This window comes from Streptomyces sp. NBC_00193 (assembly GCF_026342735.1).
GTDB classification, from domain to species: domain Bacteria; phylum Actinomycetota; class Actinomycetes; order Streptomycetales; family Streptomycetaceae; genus Streptomyces; species Streptomyces stoeckheimensis.
Genome location: NZ_JAPEMM010000001.1, coordinates 3,300,853 through 3,321,280 on the forward strand (window position 1 = coordinate 3,300,853; position 20,428 = coordinate 3,321,280).

The 20,428-nt window shown below is 71.4% G+C and carries 16 protein-coding genes; 9 read left to right on the forward strand and 7 right to left on the reverse strand.

Annotated elements, in window-relative coordinates:
• Window positions 1–14 precede the first annotated feature (14 nt).
• Window positions 15–662 carry a TetR family transcriptional regulator gene (locus OG898_RS14715; RefSeq protein WP_250742709.1) on the reverse strand — a complete coding sequence of 216 codons (648 nt, stop codon included), beginning with the start codon at window positions 660–662 and terminating at the stop codon, window positions 15–17.
• Between the two features lie 301 nt (window positions 663–963).
• On the opposite strand from OG898_RS14715, the gene OG898_RS14720 reads away from it, so the two are divergent.
• Window positions 964–1,767, forward strand: coding sequence for a VOC family protein (locus OG898_RS14720; RefSeq protein ID WP_250742708.1), 804 nt, complete (start codon window positions 964–966; stop codon window positions 1,765–1,767).
• 32 nt (window positions 1,768–1,799) lie between these two features.
• On the opposite strand, the gene OG898_RS14725 is transcribed toward OG898_RS14720, so the two are convergent.
• The 4 genes from OG898_RS14725 to OG898_RS14740 form a co-directional block, all read right to left on the reverse strand.
• The gene (locus OG898_RS14725) at window positions 1,800–3,404 is read right to left on the reverse strand and encodes a hypothetical protein (RefSeq protein ID WP_266957260.1); all 1,605 of its coding nucleotides are present in this window, start codon (window positions 3,402–3,404) and stop codon (window positions 1,800–1,802) included.
• Window positions 3,405–3,436: 32 nt separating this feature from the next.
• Window positions 3,437–5,068 carry a hypothetical protein gene (locus OG898_RS14730; RefSeq protein ID WP_266957262.1) on the reverse strand — a complete coding sequence of 544 codons (1,632 nt, stop codon included), beginning with the start codon at window positions 5,066–5,068 and terminating at the stop codon, window positions 3,437–3,439.
• 139 nt (window positions 5,069–5,207) lie between these two features.
• Complete coding sequence (locus tag OG898_RS14735) at window positions 5,208–6,770, reverse strand: hypothetical protein (RefSeq protein WP_250742705.1); 1,563 nt, start codon at window positions 6,768–6,770, stop codon at window positions 5,208–5,210.
• A 106-nt stretch (window positions 6,771–6,876) separates the two neighbouring features.
• Window positions 6,877–8,238, reverse strand: a complete 1,362-nt coding sequence (locus OG898_RS14740; RefSeq protein WP_266957265.1) for a hypothetical protein — start codon at window positions 8,236–8,238, stop codon at window positions 6,877–6,879.
• 309 nt (window positions 8,239–8,547) lie between these two features.
• On the opposite strand from OG898_RS14740, the gene OG898_RS14745 reads away from it, so the two are divergent.
• Window positions 8,548–10,968 carry a serine/threonine-protein kinase gene (locus tag OG898_RS14745; protein WP_250742703.1) on the forward strand — a complete coding sequence of 807 codons (2,421 nt, stop codon included), beginning with the start codon at window positions 8,548–8,550 and terminating at the stop codon, window positions 10,966–10,968.
• Window positions 10,969–11,069: 101 nt separating this feature from the next.
• The gene (locus OG898_RS14750) at window positions 11,070–11,564 is read left to right on the forward strand and encodes a peptidylprolyl isomerase (RefSeq protein WP_266957267.1); all 495 of its coding nucleotides are present in this window, start codon (window positions 11,070–11,072) and stop codon (window positions 11,562–11,564) included.
• Between the two features lie 104 nt (window positions 11,565–11,668).
• Here the strand turns inward: OG898_RS14750 and OG898_RS14755 are convergent, their stop codons facing one another.
• Entirely contained in the window at window positions 11,669–13,072 is a 1,404-nt protein-coding gene (locus tag OG898_RS14755) for a BTAD domain-containing putative transcriptional regulator (RefSeq protein WP_250742701.1), read from the reverse strand.
• 116 nt (window positions 13,073–13,188) lie between these two features.
• Complete coding sequence (locus OG898_RS14760) at window positions 13,189–13,608, reverse strand: MarR family winged helix-turn-helix transcriptional regulator (RefSeq protein ID WP_250742699.1); 420 nt, start codon at window positions 13,606–13,608, stop codon at window positions 13,189–13,191.
• A gap of 181 nt (window positions 13,609–13,789) precedes the next feature.
• On the opposite strand from OG898_RS14760, the gene OG898_RS14765 reads away from it, so the two are divergent.
• From OG898_RS14765 to OG898_RS14790, 6 genes are all read left to right on the forward strand, one after another.
• Window positions 13,790–15,250, forward strand: a complete 1,461-nt coding sequence (locus OG898_RS14765; protein ID WP_250742697.1) for an MFS transporter — start codon at window positions 13,790–13,792, stop codon at window positions 15,248–15,250.
• Between the two features lie 421 nt (window positions 15,251–15,671).
• Window positions 15,672–15,992, forward strand: a complete 321-nt coding sequence (locus OG898_RS14770) for a hypothetical protein (protein WP_250742695.1) — start codon at window positions 15,672–15,674, stop codon at window positions 15,990–15,992.
• 28 nt (window positions 15,993–16,020) lie between these two features.
• Window positions 16,021–17,232, forward strand: a complete 1,212-nt coding sequence (locus OG898_RS14775) for an acyl-CoA dehydrogenase family protein (protein WP_250742693.1) — start codon at window positions 16,021–16,023, stop codon at window positions 17,230–17,232.
• Complete coding sequence (locus OG898_RS14780) at window positions 17,229–18,164, forward strand: hypothetical protein (protein WP_266957271.1); 936 nt, start codon at window positions 17,229–17,231, stop codon at window positions 18,162–18,164. Before OG898_RS14775 ends, OG898_RS14780 begins: the two co-directional genes overlap by 4 nt.
• Window positions 18,161–19,222, forward strand: coding sequence for a ThiF family adenylyltransferase (locus OG898_RS14785; RefSeq protein WP_266957273.1), 1,062 nt, complete (start codon window positions 18,161–18,163; stop codon window positions 19,220–19,222). Before OG898_RS14780 ends, OG898_RS14785 begins: the two co-directional genes overlap by 4 nt.
• Before the next feature lie 31 nt (window positions 19,223–19,253).
• Window positions 19,254–20,342 carry a TauD/TfdA family dioxygenase gene (locus OG898_RS14790; protein WP_266957275.1) on the forward strand — a complete coding sequence of 363 codons (1,089 nt, stop codon included), beginning with the start codon at window positions 19,254–19,256 and terminating at the stop codon, window positions 20,340–20,342.
• Window positions 20,343–20,428: the final 86 nt, after the last annotated feature.

Consider the following 20,428-nt stretch of genomic DNA (forward strand, 5'->3'; position numbering starts at 1 on the left):
TGCGGGTCCGCCGCTTACTTCGTCGGCTTCTTGCCCGTGATGCCCAGGTGGACCAGGAGGGCCAGATTCGGCTTCAGTTCCGCCTGCTTCACGCCCCAGGTCTGGAACCCCTTCTGGTGCGAGGCGACCGCCGCGAGCATGGCGACCAGCGAACCGGCCATCGCCGCCGGGCTCACGTCCTTGTCGACCTTGCCCTTGGCCTGGAGCTCCTTCATCGACTCCGTGAGGGAGTTGGTGACGGAGTTGAGGATCTTCATGCGGATCTTGTAGAACCGCTTGTCGCCCTCGGCCGCACCGAGGTCGACGACCCGCAGGATGGCGTCGTTGCGCCGCCAGAACTCCAGGAATCCGTCGACGAGTTCCTCGGCCGCAGCCCAGCCCGCCTTGCCGACCCACGCGCGCCCCTCGACCAGCGAGGTCAGCTGTGCGCCCTCGTTGGCCATGCGCTCCGCGATCTCCAGGACGGCGCCTTCGACGTCCGGGAAGTACTGGTAGAAGGTCGCGGGGGAGGTACCGGCCTTGCGGGCGACGTCGATCACTTTGACGTCGCGGTACGGCGAGGAGCTGAGCATCTCGCTGAGGCAGTCGAGCAGCTTCTGCCTCGTCGCCTGACCGCGCCGGCCGGCAACGCGGCCGTCGACGGTGCGTACTTGTCCTGTCATGCCGTCAGCTTACCGAGGGGTGATCGGCGCGCGATTCGGCCGCCTGCAAATGGGGTGACGGGACGCCTGGCCTGGGCGTACACCCGTCCCGGCTCGTCATCGGGACCGATTCCGGCCGGGTGCGCCCCCCGGGCGCGCCGTCCGGCTTCGGAGCCTATCCCCCGAATAGTCTTATCAACAGGCTGTGGACAAGTTTTCGGGCACATCATGATCCGGAGGACATGGCTGGGCGAGCGAGGCGGAACGTGCGCGGAGGGTGCACACCCTCGCACACCCCCGCACAACGGAAGGAACCGGGCTCATGGCCGCATTCGCAGAAGGCTCACCCTGCTGGGTCGACGCCTCCCTGCCGGACGTGGAAGCGGGCAAGCGCTTCTACGGTGAGCTCTTCGGGTGGACCTTCTCCGAGGGTGCGGGACCGGAGTACGGCCACTACACCCAGGCCTACAGCCGCGGCCGCAACGTCGCCGCCCTCGCCCCCAAGCCCGACGGCCGGATGCCGACCGTCTGGGGGATCTACCTCTACACCACCGACGCGTACGCCTGCGCGCAGCGCATCCGGGCCGCCGGCGGCCAGATGGTGATGGACCCGATGCCGGTCGGCCCGTACGGAACCGCCGCGATGGCCGCCGACCCCGGCGGGGCCGTCTTCGGCCTGTGGCAGCCCGGCACCCACCACGGCTTCGACGCCCAGAACGAGCCCTACACGTACTGCTGGTCCGAGGTGTACACCCGGGCCCGCGACGCCGTGGACGTCTTCTACGCCAAGGTCTTCGGCTACGTCCCCGAGGACCAGAACGACGACGAGTCGGGCATCGAGTACCGGGTCTGGTCCCCGCCCGGCAAGGCGCCCGGCTCGGAGACCGCCGTCCTGGGGCGCAGCCTGATCACCGACGCCTTCCCGGAGATCATGCCCGCGCACTTCCTCGCGTACTTCGCCGTCCCGGACTGCGACCAGTCCGTGGCGATGGTGCAGCGCCTCGGCGGCCGGGTCACCGCCGACCCCTTCGACACCCCGTACGGGCGCATCGCGGTGGTCGCGGACAACCAGGGCGCAGTCTTCGGTCTGCTCTCGGAGCCGAGGACGAGGACGGGCACCCCCTAGGAGGTGCCCGCACAGTCCCGCCGTCCGCCGGGTCAGCCGGTGACCTCGACCGTGTCCACGCGGCTCTCCGAGGGGAGGTAGCGGGTGTTGTAGAGGTCTCCCGAGAACACCGCCTTCCAGTCACCACTGCGCCGAACGGTGAATTTGCGGGTGAAGGTGCCGTCGTCCGCGGCGCCCGTGTAGCCCACACGGACCCACGTGGTGGTGCCCGTCGCGCGGAAGTAGAAGTCCACGTTGCCGTGGGCCGGCGTCGAGGTGGTGCCGAGTTCCCGCACCTTGCCGACCACGGTCAGCTGCCCACCGCTCTTGACCGGCTCGGGGTGGGCGTTGAACTCGGGGATCTCCGTCTTGGTCCGCGCCACGTGGACGGGCGCCGACGTGCTCTGCCCCAGATCCTTCCCCACGTACCGGACGCGCCAGTAGCCGTTCTCTCCGGCAATCGTCTGATTGAATCCCTTGCCGAACTCGGCCGTGAAGGTCTTGCGGGTGGTCCAGGTGGAGCCGGTCTTGGAGAACTGGATCTCGAAGGGTCCGCGGGCCGGGGGCGTCGTGCCCGGATCCTCCCGGGTGCTCGGCGTCAAGTTGAAGTAGACGACCGGGATATTTCCGCTGCCGAGGTACTCGCCGGACTGGCCGTAGTAGCTCACACCCGAGGTGATGTCCACCTCTACGGGGGCGAAAGCCTTCTGGTCGAGCCAGCTCTGAATGCCGGTGGAGACCTTGAAGGTGGTGTCGGCCGGAGCCTTGGCGCTGACGGAGAAGCGGCCCTCGGGGCTGCTGTTGAACAGCACCGGCTTGCTCGCCGTACGGGTCAGCTTCATGGCCGTGGCCACGGGCTTGAGCGTGCCGTCCGCCGCGACCCGCTTCAGCGAACCGTTGATGCGGACGGCGTTGCCGTACGGCGCGGACACCTTGCGGGAAGCGGCGTCCAGGTCGATCCGCACCGGCTGCCTGTCGATCGGGGCGTCGGTGTCGGACCTGCCGGTGAGGCCGCTGGCGTTCGTGTGCTCCATGTGGATCCGCGCGCTGGGCTCGGTGCCGGTGAAGGCGACAGGTGCCTTCAGGCGGCCCGCGCTGTCGGTGGAGACGGTGGTGGACTTGCCTCCCGCGCTGATCGAAACCTTTGCGCCGCCCAGCGGGGTCAGCTTCCCGTCGCGCGGGTCGAGGCCCCTGAGGACCATTTCGACGGTGGTGCCCAGGCTGTCCAGGGAGACCGCCTTGGACGTGGTGACCTCGTCGAAGACGGGCTCGGGCGTGTAGTTGAGGGTGGCCGCGTCCTTGCGCACGAGCGGCTCGCCCTCGGTGCCCCGGTACTCGAGGTCGACGGAGTAGACCCCGAGCTTCTCGAGCTTCACCGGGCCGGAGGTGGAGGTGAAGGACCCCTCCGTCGACGACGAATCGCTCGCCTCGTATGAGAAGTCCTTGATGGTCAGGACGCGGGTCTCGGAGCCCTTCGCCCGCAGGTGGACCACGGGGCTCATGTCCTGGGCGCGGACCACGTGGATCCGTACGCCCTCCGTGTTGATCGTGATGTGGAAGTCCTGGTCGGCGGCGTGCGCCGTGCCCGGAGCCAGGAGCATGCCGCCGACGGCGGCGGCGATGACCGTGAGTGCGGTGGTGTGGCGCAGGTGCTTCACAGGGTCCCCCTGGGACTGGTGGATCGAAGGGTTCACGGGTTCACGACGAGGTCGTCGCGGCGGCTCTCGGCGTTGAGGTGCTTGCCGTCGGAGTCGACGTAGCGGACGATCCAGGCGCCGGACTCCTCGCCGGTGAACTTCTGGACGAAGGTGCCGTCCGCCTCCGTCTTGGCCTCGCCCTTGAAGACGTAGTCCTGGCTGCCGACGGGCTGGAGGTAGTACTGCACCGTCTGGCCGCCGTACGGCTTGGCCGGCGTCTCGTGCTGGAGGACGCCCTTGATGGTGAAGGTCTGGCCCTTGCGGACCGGCTCCGGCGCCGCGTTGAAGTAGGTGAAGGCCGTCGCCGTGCGGGTCAGCCGGACCGGCTCGGTGACGGAGCCCTGCATGCTCGGTGCGGCGGCGTACCGGAGCCGCCAGTGGCCGTCCCCCTCGCCCGGGAGCGTCTCGTCGAACCGGGCGGTGGCGAAGTCCACGGTGAACACCTTGCGCGTCGTCCAGTCCGCCTTGCCGTCCTCCGAGCGCTGCACCTCGATGAGGGTGGGGGTCTGGCTGAGCGGCTTGTGGGCGAGGCGCCCGGTGAACTTCACTCCGGCGGCGTCGACCGTGGCCTTGAAGTCCCTGAAGTAGCTGACCTCGACGACGTCCGCCTCCGTGTTGGCGATCACGTAGTGCAGCCACGGGGACCTGCCGCCCGCCCACGTGGTCTTCACCGGGCCGCCGCGGGACATCAGCAGCTGCCGCTCGAACCGGCCGTCCGCCGTCGTCCTGGGCTCGCCGGTGAGGTCCGCGAGCATCGGCGTGCCCTGGGGGACGGGCTTGCGCGTGCCGTCCGCGGCGATCCTGACGGCCTGACCCGTGATCTTGGCCGTCGATCCGTAGCGGGCCTTGATCTTCCGGGACTCGGGGTCGAGGACGATCTCGGCCTTCTGGCGGACCGCGCGCGCGGTTTCGCTGCGCCCCCCGGGCCTGATGTCCGGGGTGTCCAGGACGTCGACGCGCACGTCGGTGTGGTTCTCCGTGCCCCGGAAGGTGAACGGGGACGACAGGTGGCCCTGCGCGTCCGTCGTCGCGTCCTGCGCGGTGCGGTCGGCGGTGAGACGGACCTTGGCGTTCTTGAGCGGGGCGCTCGCCCCCGTCCGCGGGTCGAGGGTGGTGACGTCCGCCGACACGGTGGTCCTGAGGTTGTCGAGGGACACCCCGTCCGCCGCGTCGACCTTGGAGACCACCGCACGCAGCCGGTAGTCGAAGTCCCCGCAGGAGACGGGCTCGGTCTCGGAGCCGACCTCGAGCGCGTAGACGCCGAGGGCGGCCAGCTTGAGCGGCTCCGAGACCAGCTGGAAGTCGGGGAGGACGCTCTCGGGGTCGGTCACCTTGCGGAAGGTGTCGACACGGGCGACGCGCAGACCCGTCTTCTTGTCCCGCAGGTGGACGACGAGCCCCTCGGGCACGCCCGTCCCGTCCTGCGCGCTGAAGACGGTGAGGGACCCGTCCTGGGTGGCGGACATGTCCGGCGGGCAGGCGTTGGCCGCACCGGAGGCGCCGGCCGCACCGGCGGCGTTCGTTGCGAGGGATGCATCGGATGCGGCGTGCACCGACCCCGGCACGGCCAGCCCCGCGAGCAGCGCTGTGGCGACGACGACGGCTGAGGTCAAACGGTGACGCACGGATTCCCCCGGACTTTGACGAGCTGAACGGTTGTTGGACCCGCGACACCCCCGATGGGTTGTACGCCCTTTCCCGCAGGTTGGGCCGGTCGGCCCTGCCTGCGGGGGCGTCCTCACGGGTTACGGGTACGGGTACGGGTTACGGGTTGACGACGAGGTCGTCCTGGCGGCTTTCGGCGTTGAAGTGCTTGCCGTCTGCGTCGCGGTAGCGGGCGATCCAGGTTCCGGTGCGGTCGGCGGTGAACTTGCGGAGGAAGGTGCCGTCCGCGGCGGTCTTGGTCTGGGCCTGGTAGAGGAAGTCCTGGCTTCCGGCGGGCCGGAAGTAGAACAGGACCGTCTGGCCGCCGTAGGCCTTCGCCGGGTTCTGGTGCTGGAGGGTGCCCTTGATGGTGAAGGCCTGGCCCTTGCGGACCGGCTCCGGGGCCGCGTTGAAGTACGAGAAGGCCGTCGCGGTCCGGGTCAGCCGGACGGGCGGGGTGACGGAGCCCTGGATCAAGGACTCGCCGGCGTACCGTAGCCGCCAGTAGCCGTCGGCCTCGCCGGGCAGCGTCTGCTTGACCGCGCCGGCGCCGAACTTCGTGGCGAAGGTCTTGCGCGTCGTCCAGTTCGTCTTGCCGTCGGCCGAGTACTGCACCTCGACGTTGACCGCCTTGTTCTCGACCGCGGGCTTGAGGAGCAGGTCCCCGGTGAGGGTCACCCGGCGCGCGGAGTCGATGGTGGCCTTGAACTCCCTGAAGAGGGTGACGGAGACGAGCTCGACCTTGGACCAGTTCTCCGTGGCCTCCAGCCACGGCGTGGCCCTGCGCCCCGTGTCCCACGCGGTGTACACGCCGGGGCCTGCGACCCGTACCTGCCGCTCGAACCTGCCGTCCGCCTTCGTCCGGGGCACACCGGTCAGGTCGGCCCACAGGCGCGTGCCCTCGGGGACGGGCTTGCGCGTGCCGTCGGCGGCGATCCGGGTGGCCCGGCCCGTGAGCGTCCGGAGCTGTCCGTACGTGGCCTTGAAGCTCTGGGATTCGGGGTCGAGGACGATCTCGCCCTTCTGCCGGATCGTGCCCACCCTGAACTGGCTGGTCTCGGAGTCCATCTGCGGTGTCGCCGTCAGATCGATGCGTATGTCGGTCGCCCTCTCCGTGCCCAGGAAGGTGTGCGGGACCGACAGGTGGCCCTGGGCGTCCGTGGTCGCCGTGGGGGAGAAGCCCTCACCGGCGATGGCGACCTTGGTGTTCTTGAGCGGGGAGCTCGTCTGGGTCCGCGGGTCGAATGTGGTGAGGTCCGCGGACACGGTGGTCTTCAGGTTGTCGAGGGACACCTTGCCCGCGGTGGGCTTGGTCATTTCCGAGCGCAGCCGGTAGTCGAAGTCCCCGCAGACGGAGGTGCCGGCGGCCGTGTCGACTTCGAGGGTGTAGATCCCGAGCTCGGGCAGTTTGACGGGGTCCGAGATCACGTCCGTCGCGTACATGTCGCCCGACTCTTCCCAGGGCAGGCTCTTGAACTTTTCGACGGCCGCGACGCGCAGCCCCGTCTTCTTGTCCCGCAGGTGGACGATGACATCGGGCCGGGTGTAGACGTTTTTGATCACGAGGGCGCCCTCGCGGGTGGTGTACATCCCCTGGTAGCAGCCGTCGTCGGCGGCATGTGCCGCCCCCGGCACGGCCAGCCCCCCGAGCGCTGCGGCGGCGATGACGATGGCTGAGGTCAAGCGGTGACGCATGGATCCCCCCGGATCTCGATCAGATGAACGGGGGCTAGACCCATGGCAAGCCCGGGGGGTTGTACACATCTCCGTACGAACTGCGGGTTACGGGTTACGGGTTCACGGCGAGGTCGTCCTGGCGGCTTTCGGCGTTGAAGTGCTTGCCGTCGGCGTCGCGGTAGCGGGCGACCCAGGTTCCGGTGCGGTCGGCCTCGAAGGAGTGGGTGAAGGTGCCGTCCGCGGCGGTCCTGGCCTGGCCCTGGGGGAGGAAGTCCTGGCTGCCTGCGGGCCGGAAGTAGAACTGCACCGTCTGGCCGCCGTAGGCCTTCGCGGGGGTGCCGTGCTGGAGGGTGCCCCTGATGGTGAAGGTCTGGCCCTTGCGGACCGGCTCCGGCGCGGCGTTGACGTAGGAGAAGTTCGTCGCCGTGCGGGTCAGGCGGACGGGCTGGGTGATGGCGGCCTGGATGTTCGCCGTGCCGGGGTAGTGGAGGCGCCAGTAGCCGTCCGTCTCGCCCGGCAGGGTCTGCTTGAACTCCTCCCAGCCGGAGTCCGTCCTGAACGTCTTGCGCGTCTTCCAGTCCGTCTTGCCGTCGGTCGAGTACTGCACCTCCACGTCGGCGTAACCGGCGCCGGGCTTCCGGGTGAGGGTCCCGGTGAACGTCACGCGCCGTGCCGCGTCGATCGTGGCCGTGTACTTCGTGAAGGAGGTGGCTTGGACGAGGTCGATGTCCGTCCGGTCCGACGCCATGGTCAGCCACGGATAGCTGCTGTTGTTCGCCCACGTGGTGTCCGCCCAGGGGTAGTCGTCCCTGGGAGCGACCCGGATCTTCCGCTCGAAGCGGCCGTCCGCCCCCGTCCCGGGGACGCCGTCCAGGTCGCCGTTGAGCGGCGTGCCCTGGGGTACCGGCCTGCGCGTGCCGTCGGCGGCGATCACCGAGGCCCGGCCGGTGAGCGTGGCGGTCGATCCGTAGACGGCCCTGATCTTCTCGGAGGCGGGGTCGAGGACGATCTCCGCCTTCCGGCGGACGGTGGGGACCACCGTCCCCCCGCCCGCGTCGTCCCTCTCCGGGGTGGCTTGGATGCTGAACTGCAGGTAGGTCGACTTCTCCGTCCCGCGGAAGGAGACCGGGGCGTCCAGCCGGCCCTGCCCGTCCGTGGAGACCTCCTGTGAGATGCCCTCGCCGGAGAAGCTGACCTTGGTGTTCTTGAGCGGGGAGCGCGTCTGGGTCCGCGGGTCGAAGACGGTGACGTCCGCCGACACCGTGGTCCTGAGGCTGTCCACGGACACCTTGTCCCGCACGTGGACGACGGGCTTGGGGGCGGACCCCGAGGCCTGGACCACGAGAGCCCCCGTCGAAGTAGCGCTCATGCCCCACAGGCAGCGTGCGTCGGCGGCGTGCGCCGTCCCCGGCGCGGCCAGCCCGCCGAACGCCGCCGCGGCGATGACGATGGCCGAAGTCAGACGGCGATGCATGTTTCCCCCGGTTGTCGACTGACTGAACGAGTGGGTGGACCCACGAACTCTCCGCGGGGTTGTACGGCTTTGCCCGCACCCCGTGCGCGACCACCCGCCGTGCCGGGGCCGGACCGGGCGCGGGCCTGACAGAATCGGGGGTGCGCGACCCGGGCCGACCCCCGGAGTGAGACGCTGCACGGGGCAGGGACCCGCGGCGGCTCGCGCGCATCCGGTGACGTGACGGCGATGACGGCGACGCCACCGGCGATGGCTGGAAGAGCGGGGACCGCGAGGGGCCCCGTACGGGGATGGGTGTGGAGGCGAGTGGTGGAGCAGCTGACGCAGCACGACCCGAGACGGATCGGCCCCTTCGAGGTGCTGGGACGGCTCGGCGCCGGCGGCATGGGGCTGGTCTATCTCGCCCGGTCGGCGTCCGGACGCCGGGTGGCGATCAAGACGGTGCGCACCGAGCTCGCCGAGGACCAGCTGTTCCGCGTCCGCTTCACCCGTGAGGTGGAGGCGGCCCGCGCCGTCTCCGGCTTCTACACCGCGGCCGTCGTCGACGCCGATCCGCGCGCGGCCGTGCCGTGGCTGGCGACCGCCTACGTACCGGCGCCCTCCCTGGAGGAGATCGTCCACGAGTGCGGGCCCATGCCCGCGCAGGCCGTACGGTGGCTCGCCGCGGGCATCGCCGAGGCGCTCCAGTCGATCCACGGGGCGGGCCTGGTCCACCGCGACCTGAAGCCCTCCAACGTGCTCGTCGTCGAGGACGGCCCACGCGTGATCGACTTCGGCATCGCCAGCGGGGTCTCCAACACCCGCCTGACCATGACGAACGTCGCCGTCGGCACGCCCGCGTACATGTCGCCGGAGCAGGCGAAGGACTCGCGCAGCGTCAAGGGCGCCAGCGACGTGTTCTCGCTCGGCTCCACGCTGGTCTTCGCCGCCACCGGGCACCCGCCGTACCACGGGGCGAACCCGGTGGAGACGGTCTTCATGCTGCTGCGCGAGGGCCCGAACCTGGAGGGGCTCCCCGACGAGCTCCGCCCGCTGATCGACTCCTGCATGCAGATGGACGCCACGCAGCGGCCGACCCCGGCCGACCTGCAGGCGCAGCTCGCCCCGCACCTCTTCGAGGGCGGCGACGAGAGCGGTACCGCTTCGGCGTGGTTGCCCGAGCGGGCCGTCGCGATGATCGAGGCCCGGCGGGCCGGCCACCGCAACGCCGCTGCCGCGGCCGCTGCGGCCGCGGTGCCGAAGCCGGGGATTCCCCGGGCCGGAGTCTCGGCGCCCATCCAGAGCGTCGGTCCCGCGTCGGGTCAGCCCACGCACCGCAGCCCGCGCGGCGGAGCCGACCCCTGGACCGACCCGCGGACCGGCCAGGCCGTCCCGCAGCGGCCCGAGCACCCGCCGATGGCACCCTCGGGCGAGCCCGTGCGGCTCGGCGGTTCCCCGGTGCCGATCGGCCCCGGGCCGCAGGCCTCCGCCTCGGCTCCGGCCGCCCACGCCGCCGCCGCGGACTCGGCGACCGGCTGGATCCGCCCGCCCGCCGGTACCCCGGTGGCGGGCCCCGCGCCCTCGGTCCTCGTACCGAACCCCGGCCCGGCCCCCGACAGCGGCCGCTGGCGGCCCTGGCGGTTCCGGATGTCGAACGAGGTCTGGGGCACCCCGACCGTCGCCGGCGACCTGCTCTACGTCACCTCCTTCGAGGTGCACGCCCTGGACGTGGCCAGCGGCCGCCGCCAGTTCAAGACCCGGGACGTCGCCTGGTCCATGGCCGTCTCCGACGGGCGCATCCACGCCTCCGACGGCCCCTCCCTCTACGCCCTCGACGCCGGCGACGGCTCCGAGCGGTGGCGGCTGTCCGCCGATGCCTGGGTGTACGCCCTGCGCGCCGACCGGGGCACCGTCGTCACCGCCACGCGCGGAGGCGGCGTACAGGCCTGGGAGTCGTCCAGCGGGCACAAGCTGTGGGAGCTGTCCGGCGCGCAGAGCGAGTTCGAGACCGCCGAGGCGGCCCCCGTCCTGCACGACGGCACGGTCTACGTGTGGCAGGACGCCCGGCTGCGCGCCCTGGACGCCCGCTCCGGCCGCGAGTCCTGGTCGTATCCGGTCGGCGACGCCGGCTCCTGCGGGAACGTGCCCGTACGGGTCACGCCCGCCCCCGACGGCAACGTCTACGTCGCCGCCGGAACCCGGGTGATCTCCATCGACCGGGCCTCGGGCCGGGTCCGCTGGCACTTCGAGGCCCCCGCCGTGTTCCTCGCGCCCCCGGCCTTCGCCCCGGGCGCGGCCGTCACGGGCGGCGGGGTCTACCTCGCGGACTACCTGGGCACCGTCTACGCCCTGGACGCGGCCACCGGCAAGGACCGGTGGCGCATCGCCACCGAGCCCCGGCAGTCCGCCGACCCGGTCCTCGTCGCCGCCGGCAACGTCCACCTGGCCGCGGGCAGCGCCGTGTACACGCTCGACGCGGTCACCGGCACCCCGAAGTGGCGGTTCGCGGCGGGCGGCGAGATCACCGGTTCCCCGGCGGTCGCGGACGGCCGCGTCCACTTCGGATCGGCCGACCACTGCCTGTACACCCTCGATGCGGCGGGCGGCCAGCTCCGCTGGAAACTGGCCACCGGCGGGGAGATCACCGGCGCCCCGGTGGCCGAGGCGGGCGTGGTCTACGCGTGCAGCAAGGACCGCTGCGTCTACGCCCTGGACGCCGCCAAGGGCACGGGGACCCGTACGGGCGGATGACCCGGTTCGGCCGCCGCCTGAGCTGGGGCTGAGCCGTCCGGGGGCCCGGTCGTGGCCCCCTAGGGGTCGCGCACCGCACGAGGAGTGACAGGATGGACCCCATGAGCAACGTATTCTTCGACATCAAGATCGACGGCGCGGACGCCGGTCGCATCGTCTTCAACCTCTTCGACGAGGTCGTCCCGAAGACCGCCGAGAACTTCCGCCAGCTGTGCACCGGCCAGAACGGCTTCGGCTACGCCGGCTCCGGCTTCCACCGCGTCATCCCGCAGTTCATGCTGCAGGGCGGTGACTTCACCAACCACAACGGCACGGGCGGCAAGAGCATCTACGGCGAGAAGTTCGCCGACGAGAACTTCACCCTGAAGCACGACCGCAAGTACCTGCTGTCGATGGCGAACGCCGGCAAGAACACCAACGGCTCGCAGTTCTTCATCACCACCGTCCTCACCCCGTGGCTCGACGGCAAGCACGTCGTCTTCGGCGAGGTCGTCTCGGGCCAGGAGCTCGTCGACCAGATCGAGAAGCTCGGCACCCCCTCGGGCGCCACGCGCGGCAAGATCGAGATCGCGGCGTCCGGCGTCGTCGAGGCCTGATCCCCACCCCGCCCGCAACGGCTGGCCGGCCCCGCCCCCTCAGGGGGGACGGGGCCGCCGTCATGTCGGGGCCCGGGGCGTCGGCGAGCGGGCCGGAGCGCGGGTCAGACCATCACGGTGGTCGACCAGGGCACGGCGGCGTTCCAGCCCGGCCAGAGGCTCTCGGGTGCGGCGCGGGCGGTCAGCACCACGAGCAGCGGGGTGCGCCCCGCCTCGCGGATCACCTCGCCGACGCAGTCCGGGACCGCACCCCGTACGTGGTGCAGGTTCTCGGCGACCACCACCAGCGGGTGGTGCGGGGTGGCACGGCGCAGGGCGGCGCGCAGGTCGTCGCCGAGCGCGGCGCCGTCCGGGCCGGTGCGGACCTGCCAGACGGTGACCTGGCCGTCCTGATGGAGCCGGCTCGTGAGCTCGGAGACGAGCCGGCCGTGGCCTCCGGCGACGCTGCCCGCGCCGGGGGCGCCGGTGAGCGTCACGACGTGCGGGCGCTGCTGGCGCTGGACGAAGGCCAGCAGGGCGAAGAGCAGGTCGAGTTCGGGGTCGGGTCGTGAGCTGAAGTCCAGGTCGTGGCCGTCGGTGCCCGCGGACGGGAGCAGGGCGGGGTCCTGGTTGATGATCGCCTGGTGCAGGTCCCGTACTTCGCGGCCGGGCTGGACGCCGAAGTCCCGGCTCAGCTGCTGCTGGAGCCGTTCGTACGCCCGCAGGGCCTCGGCCTGGCGGCCCGCGCGGTAGAGGGCGAGCATGAGCAGGTGGCACGAGCGCTCCCGGGAGGGCTCGGCGGCCGTCGCGGCTTCCAGGGAGCGGATCACCTCGTGGTGGCGTCCGTTGCGCAGTTCGGCGTCGCAGAAGTCTTCGAGGGCCGCGGCCCGGGCGCCGTCTACCGTCGCCAATTCGGGCCAGTCCACGCCGGATTCGGCGAGTTCCTGTCCGGCCCGGCCCCGCCACAGGCCCAGTGCGGCCTTGAGGGAGCGGGAGGCGCTCTCGGGCTGTCCGGCGGCCAGTGCGCTGCGGCCCTGGTCGGCGAGGATCCGGAACCGGGCCAGGTCCAGGGCCTCCGGCGCCATCCGGAGCACGTAGCCCGGGGCCTGGCCGACCAGGGAGGCGACGTGGGCGGGTATGCCGCCGCGGGCCAGTACTCCGCGCAGGGCCGAGACGGTGTTCTGCAGCACCTTGCGGGCCGTGGGCGGGGCGTCCCCGCCGGGCCAGAGGACCTGCATGAGGTCGCTGGTGGCCACCACCTGGTTGGCGTGGAGCAGCAGGAAGGCGAGGACGGCGCGCTGGTTCATGCCGCGCAGCGGGAGCGGTCCGGCGGCGGTGACGATCTCCAGCGGCCCGAGGAGCCGGAAGGAGACCTTCGGGTCGCCCGCGCCGGGCGGGCGGACCGCTCCGGGCGGGCCGGACCTGGCACGTGTCAGTACCGCGCTGCGTGCGCCGGGCTGGGCCGCCACGCGCGGCCGGTGGGCCGGGTGGCTGCCGGAAATGGTCGGCGGCCTCGTCTGGTGGAGCATGTTTTCCCCCGTATCCAACTGCCGTCGGTGGCCGCCCCCTCCGGTCGGCATCCGTGGCTGAGCCGGGACGCTACCAGGGGGATCGATGGCATCAGCACATGCTTTTGCTACTTCGGCTAGTCCGACTGGTGAGCAGCGGAAAGGCCTATAACGTTGCGAACGTCCTCGCTGCTTTCCGTCATTTCGCGCAGGACCGTTTCCATGGTGGAGGAGGACTGAGAGAAGAGTTCCCGGCCGGCCGGTGTGAGTTGCGCGTCGAATCCCCTCCGGTCGTTGGAGGCGGGCCTTCGTTCGACATATCCGGCATTGATCATCTGGGCCAGCAGGCGTGATACCTGTGGCTGGCTTCTGGAGACGCGGGAGCTGAGTTCGCCGGCGCGGATCCAGCCGTCCGCGCGCACCATCACGTCCATGATCTCGAAGGCGCTGGCGCACAGGCCGTACTGCTCGGCCAGGACGCGTTCGGCGGCCTGATTGATCTGCGCGCAGGCGCGGGCCACGGACACCCATCGATCGGTCAGAGCTGTTTCTGTCACCCCCTCATCGTAGGTTCGCGAACCCCACTTGTCGATGCAGGCGCATGAATGTACTGTGCGGAACCAAGCTCGATGCATGCGCATGCATCGTCTACTCCGCCACTCGAAGTTCCATCCAGAGCAACACCCAGAGCAACACCCAGAGCAACACCCAGAGCAACACCCAGACGAAGGAGACGTGGTGACCGAGCAGACGCTGGCACCCCAGACAGCCGGGCAGGACGCGGAAGAAGCGCCCGCCCAGGCCCCCGGCAAGGCCCCCTGGACCACCCTCGTGGTGGTCGGCGTCGCCCAGCTGATGGTCATGCTGGACTCGACGGTCGTGAACGTGGCACTGCCCTCGATCGGGGCCCAGCTCCCCGCCGACCCGACCGCCCTGCAGTGGACCATCAGCGCGTACGTCCTGATGCTCGGCAGCCTGCTGCTCTTCGGCGGCCGCGTCTCCGACGTCTTCGGCCGCCGCCGCACCTTCGTCACCGGCCTCTCGGTCTTCGCCGTGGCCTCCGTGCTCTGCGGCATCGCCGGCAACCAGGAGCTCCTCGTCGCGGGCCGCGCCCTCCAGGGCGCCGGAGCCGCACTGCTCTCCGCCGCCGCCCTCTCCATCATCCTGGCGGTCTACCAGGACGAGGAGCAGCGCAAGATCGCACTGACCGCCTGGAGCGGCCTCGGCGTGATCGGCGCGACCATCGGCGTGGTCCTGGGCGGCCTGATCGTCACGGCCATCAGCTGGCGCTGGGCCTTCCTGATCAACATCCCGGTCAGCATCGCGGCCCTCATCGGCGCCCTGCGCGCCATGCCCGCCCTCAACACGAGCAACGGCCGCAAGCTGCGCCTGCCCTCCGCGATCGTGTCGACCGCCGGACTCGCGGCCCTGTCCTTCGGCCTGATCCGGCTGCACGAGGGGTTCGGCGACCCGACCGCCTGGTCCAGCATCGGCGCCGCCGTGGTCCTGCTCACCGTGGTGACCTTCATGGAGATCGGGCAGGCCGACCCGCTGCTCCCGCTCCACCTGCTGCGCAAGCCCACCTACTGGCTCTCCAGCGTCGGCCTGCTCCTGGTGGCCAGCGTCATGATCAGCAGCTCCTTCCTGGCCAGCATGTACTTCCAGCGGGTCCACGAGATGAGCGCCTTCGTCACCGGCCTCTCGCTGCTCCCCATGGGCCTGGCGGCCCTGGTCGTCGCCATGGTCGCGCCGGCCCTGGCCAATGCGCTGGGCCTGGGCGGCATGTACGTGGCCGGCGCCGCCCTGCAGCTCGTCGGTACGGGCGTCCTGGCGACCGGCAGTGACAGCGTCGCGCTGACCGTCGTCGCGCTGGCGGTCATCGGGGCCGGCCTGCCGGCCTGCTTCGTCCCGCTGTTCGGCATCGGCACCTCGCACGTCAAGCTGGAGGAGTCGGGCGTCGGATCCGGGCTGCTGAACACCTTCAACGAGACCGGCGCCGCCCTCGGCATCGCCGTCATCGGCACCATCCTCATGACCTCGGTGGACAGCGGTCTCGACGGCGGGGACTCGGTCGCGGACGCGACCACCGCGGGCGTCGGCAACGGCTTCCTCGCCCTGGCCGTGTGCTCCGCCGTCGCCATCGTGATCGCCCTCGCACTGCGGTCCCTGACCCGCGCCCCTCAGGGCGCCGACGCCTGACCCTTCGGCCCTTCACGGGCCGGCACCGCGAAACCAGTTGGTTCGCCCCTGAACGTGGGCTTGCAGCGCCCCCGCCTGCAAGCCCACTTCGCGTTTCCCGGGCCCGTTCCGTGCCATCGGATCGGGCCCGTTCGCATATTCGGAACAGCCCGTTCCGCCTTCGATGGACGGCCGATTACCGCCCGCTGGAGGGCGGATTCCGCCCCCGTGGAGGGGAAATTGAATTCCTGGACAGGGTCGGGCGGGAATCGATAGCTTCATGATCGACGGGTTGTCCGGTGCTGCGAAAGAAGAAGCCCGGCCCGTTTCGGCCAGTCGTCCGACACGGGTACGCAGTGCAATTCCACGCCTGCACGGCAGCCGGTACCCCTACGTGATCCATTCCCCATTCATGATTCCCCTCGAACGCGAAGGAATGCGCATGGCCATTTCACCCGAAGAGATCCCGAACACCCTGTCCGCGGCGGCGCAGGCCGCCCCCGCCTGGCAGGCCGCGGGCGCCACCGTCCGCTTCGTGATCTCCGAGCCCGCGGCCGAACTCACGCTGGACCCGCAGGGCGCCCTGACGGAAGCCGAGCCCACCCACGTGTTCGGCATCAGCTACGCGGACCTCGACGACCTCGCCGCGGGCCGCCGCACCTTCCTGCGGACCGTCACCAGCCGCCGCGTCTCCGCCCGCGGCCCGGTCATGCAGACGTTCGCCGTCGGGCAGGCCTTGACGACCTTCGCCCTCCCGCGCTGAGCGCCCCGTCCACCAGCAAGGAACCCCGATGACGTACACGCACAACCCGGCCGCCCACCCGCTGCTCGACCCCTTCGAGGCCGACTTCCTCAACCAGGTCGTCGCCTTCGCCCGTGAAGAGGTCGCCCCCGGCGCCGCCGAGCGCGACCGGGTCGAGAAGGGCCAGCTCGACTGGGACACCGTCCGCAAGGGCCACGCCCTCGGTCTGCTCCGGATGGCCATCCCGCGCGAGTTCGGCGGACTGGGCCTGAGCCAGCTCGCCCTCGCGATGACCCTGGAGGAGCTGGCCTCCGCCGACCCCGGCATGGCACTGGTCTTCGGCGCCACCGGCCTGTTCCAGACCCCGCTGCTGATCTGCGAGAACCCGGCGCTCCAGGCCAAGTACCTCCCCGCCTTCCTCGGCCCGGAGCCGGTACTCGCCTGCAACGCGGTCGCCGAGGAGCGCAACGGAACCGACCTGGTGCTGCCGCAGCAGGCCCCGTACGCCCAGGACATGACGGTCGCCCGCCGCTCCGGCAGCGAGTACCTGCTGACCGGCACCAAGCGCTACATCACCAACGCCCCGGTCGCCACGTACGCCACGATCATGGCCAACCTGGACGAGGGCCAGGGCTCGACGGGCCTGACCTGCTTCGTCACCGAGCTGGAGCAGGACGGCGTCACCCGCGGCGAGATCCACGACAAGGTGGGCTACCGCACCGCCCCCGCCGGCGAGCTGATCCTCGACAACGCCAGGGTCCCCGAAGAGAACGTCATCGGCGACGAGCGCGGCGGCTGGGACCTCAACGTCGCCATCGGCAACCTCACCCGCGTCACCTGCGCCGCCGTCTCCACCGGCATCGCACGCCACGCCCTGGACCGCGCGGTCGCGTGGGCCGGCACCCGCCGGCAGGGCGGCCGGCTGCTCTTCGAGCACCAGATGTCCGCCCGCAAGCTCGCCGACATGTCCGCCCGGGTCTCCGCCGCCCGCGCCCTCTACCTCGACGCCGTGCTGAAGGCCGACACCGTCATCCCGACCCCGGCCTACGAGCCCGCCGTCGCGAAGCTGGTCGCCGACCGCGCCGCCATCGACAACGCCGACGCCGCCATGAGCCTCATCGGCGCCGCCGCCTTCCAGCGGGAGGACGGCATGGACCGGGTCCTGCGCGACGCCTACGGCCCCCGCATCTACGAAGGCAGCCCCGAGGCGCTCGCGCTGGTCATCACCGGCGAGCTGTTCGGCGTGCCGGAGGTCCGGTGACCACCGCAGGCGCCACGGCCACGGCCACGGCCACCGCCGCGGCCACCGCCACCGCCACGCGTCCCGGCGGCGCGAACGCCCCGTACCGGGAGAGGGTGCTGCGCGACGCCGGTGCGATCACCCTGCCCGACCTGGACCACCACGTGGACGGCGAGCCGCTGTTCCGCTCCGCCAGCCCCGAGGGCCTGCTGACCCTGACCGTGCGCGGAGACCAGCTCCCCACCGCGTACCTCGACGACGTCTACCGGTTCCGGCTGGCCCAGTACCTCAAGCGCGGCTGGCTCAACGAGGAGGTCGCGGCCGCCGCCGACCTCGGCGCCGAGCCGTACGACGGCCACGCCCTCCAGGACCAGCACACCCTGGTCGTCGAGGAGGACACCGGCCGGCTGCGCGGCTACGGGACGCTGGCCCACACCCGCAGCCCCGTACAGACCCTGCTCGGGGACGCAGCCCACCTGCCGTTCGTCGTCGAACGCGACTACGGCCTGCGGCTCGCCGACGAGCTCGGCGCGAGCACCCCCTCCCACCACGTGTGGGAGGGCAAGCGGCTCGTGCGCGACTACGCCATGGGCCGCTCCCAGGCCGCCGTGTCCGTCCCCTGGTGGGTCTACCGCGGCTGGGCCGAAGGCTGCCTGCGGGCCCTGGCCGAGGACGGAGCGGCGATCGTCGGCGACGGCAAGCCGGGCGGAGCCGTCCTGCAGCTGTCCCTGCTCGGCTTCCACACCCGGATGCTCGACGTGCCCGCCAACCCGGCGGACCCCACCGACCTGTTCGCACCCATGTGGGACCAGCAGCAGCGCTCGTACCCCTTCGTCCTCACCGACGCGAACGCGCTGCGCCCCACGCTGTCCCACCTCGACGCGATCCTCGCGTCCGGGGAAACCGGGTCGGTCGCCGCCCGGCTGACCGCCTTCAAGGAGGAGAGGGCATGAGCCGGCCGTCCGACCAGAGCAGCCCGTCCGACCAGAGCAGCCCGTTCGACCAGAGCAGCCCGTTCGACCAGAGCAGTCCGTTCGACCAGAGCAGTCCGCCCGACGTGGGCACCCCCGCGGAAGCCCGCGAGCTGGACGAGGAGCTCTACTACGCCTCCCTCACCCAGCGCAACCGCGGCCTGATCCCCGCGGCGCTCCAGGAGCAGATCCGGCACACCCCCCTGCTCATCGCGGGCTGCGGCTCCATCGGCGGCGCCACCGTGCAGCCGCTGGGCCGGATGGGATACCGGGACTTCGTCCTCGCGGACGTCGGCACCTACGAGCTGAACAACCTCAACCGCCAGCACGCCACCGTCGACGACCTGGGCCGCAACAAGGCCGAGGTCGGCGCCGACGCCCTGCGCGCCATCAACCCGCACGTCCGCGCCGAGGTGATGCCCGTGGGCATCACCCCGGAGAACGTACGGGAGTTGGTCCGGCGGGCCGAGGTCATCGTGGACGGGGTCGACGTGACCACCCCGTCCGGCCTGCGCGCGAAGATCGCCCTGCACCAGGAGGCGTGCCGCCAGCGCAAGCCCCTGGTCACCGGCTGGGACATGGCGGGCATGCTCGCCGCCCAGTGCTTCGACTACCGGCTGGTCCGGCGGATCTTCGACGGCCAGCTGCTGGCCGAGGACGCCGACGTGCTGAGCACCTGGGAAGTGATCTTCCGCATCGCCCCCCGCTCGCACATCCCCGGCGAGATGTACCGCGAACTCCGCCGCGGGCTGGGCCGCCCCGACTACAGCGTCCCCCAACTCACCGAGGCCGCGACCCAGTTCGGATCCCTCGCGGTCCACATGGTCAACCAGATCGTGGCGGGCGAGGACGTGCCGCGCACGGTGGCCGTCGACGTCCACCACATCGCCCTGACCCCCGGGCGCCGGGTCGCGGACCGGATCGGCCGCCACTGGGAGAAGGCCCGCTTCCTGAACCACCTTCCGCGCGAGCAGGCCTGGCGCGGATTCAGCCCCGCCGCCGTGTACCGGCTCGGTCGCCGTTCCGCACCGGCCGCATAGAAGGCCGGCCGCATACAAGGAAAGCCCCCACATGAGAAAAGAATTCACCTACGCCGACGCCCGCGCGACCGGAATCCTGCTGAGCGAGACCGAGTCCGAGATCATCGAAGCCGCCGCACTGAAGATGGCCGCGCAGTACGCGGCGTACTCCCTGCACAGCAGCGACCTCCTCCACGCCGTGGAGCTCGCCGCGGCCGCACTGCCCAGCGAGGTCCGGCGCGCGCTCATCTCCTTCCGCGACCAGGGCAACACCAGCGGCACCCTGCTGCTGCGCGGCCTCCCGCTGGGCAGCCTGCCGGCCACCCCCGACCGGCCGGAGGACGAGCCGGACTGGTCCGAGGTCTCCGTGGCCACCCTCAGCCAGCTGATGGTGATGTCGGTCCTGGGCCGCGCGATCTCCTACCGGGACGAGAAGAACGGCAACCTGGTCCAGGACGTCAGCCCCAAGCGCGGCGCCGAGACCCGCCAGGAGAACAGCGGCTCCATCCTGCTCGAACTCCACACGGAGGACGGGTTCCACCCCGCCGCCCCGCACTTCCTGAGCCTGATCTGCCTGCGCGGCGACCGCGACGGACGCGCCGCCACGGTGACCGGCGGGATCGGCGACGTACTGCCGGAGCTCGACGAGGAGACCGTCGCCACGCTGCGCCGGCCGGAGTTCCGGACCAAGTTCAGCACCTCCTTCGTGCACGACACCGACGAGGAAGTACTGACCCCGCCGGTACCGGTGCTCTCCGGCACGGACGCCAACCCGGACCTGCGGGTCGACTTCCACGGCACGGTCGGCACCACCCCGGCGGCGCGGGCGGCGCTCGCCGCGCTGGAGGACGCCGTACTCGGCTGCCTGCGCGGCATCGTGCTGGAACCCGGCGAACTGATCATCCTCGACAACCGCCGCACCGTGCACGGGCGTACGGGCTTCACCCCGCGCTACGACGGCGCGGACCGCTGGCTGCGCCGCTCCTTCGCGCTGGCCGACCTGCGCCCGGTCCTCCACGACCTCGGGGAGGGCCGCATCCACAACGCGATCACGGCGCGGCAGGCCGAGTCGGAGACGGCGGCCCTGTCCGTGGCCGAGTCCGTGCCCGCGTCCGAGCCCGGGCTGGTGCCGGTGGCCTGACGGCCGCCCCCCGGTGGGCCGGGCCGGTTGGGGCCGGCCCGGCCCGCTCGGGCAGCCCCTCCGCGCCCGCCCTTCGCACCTTCCGC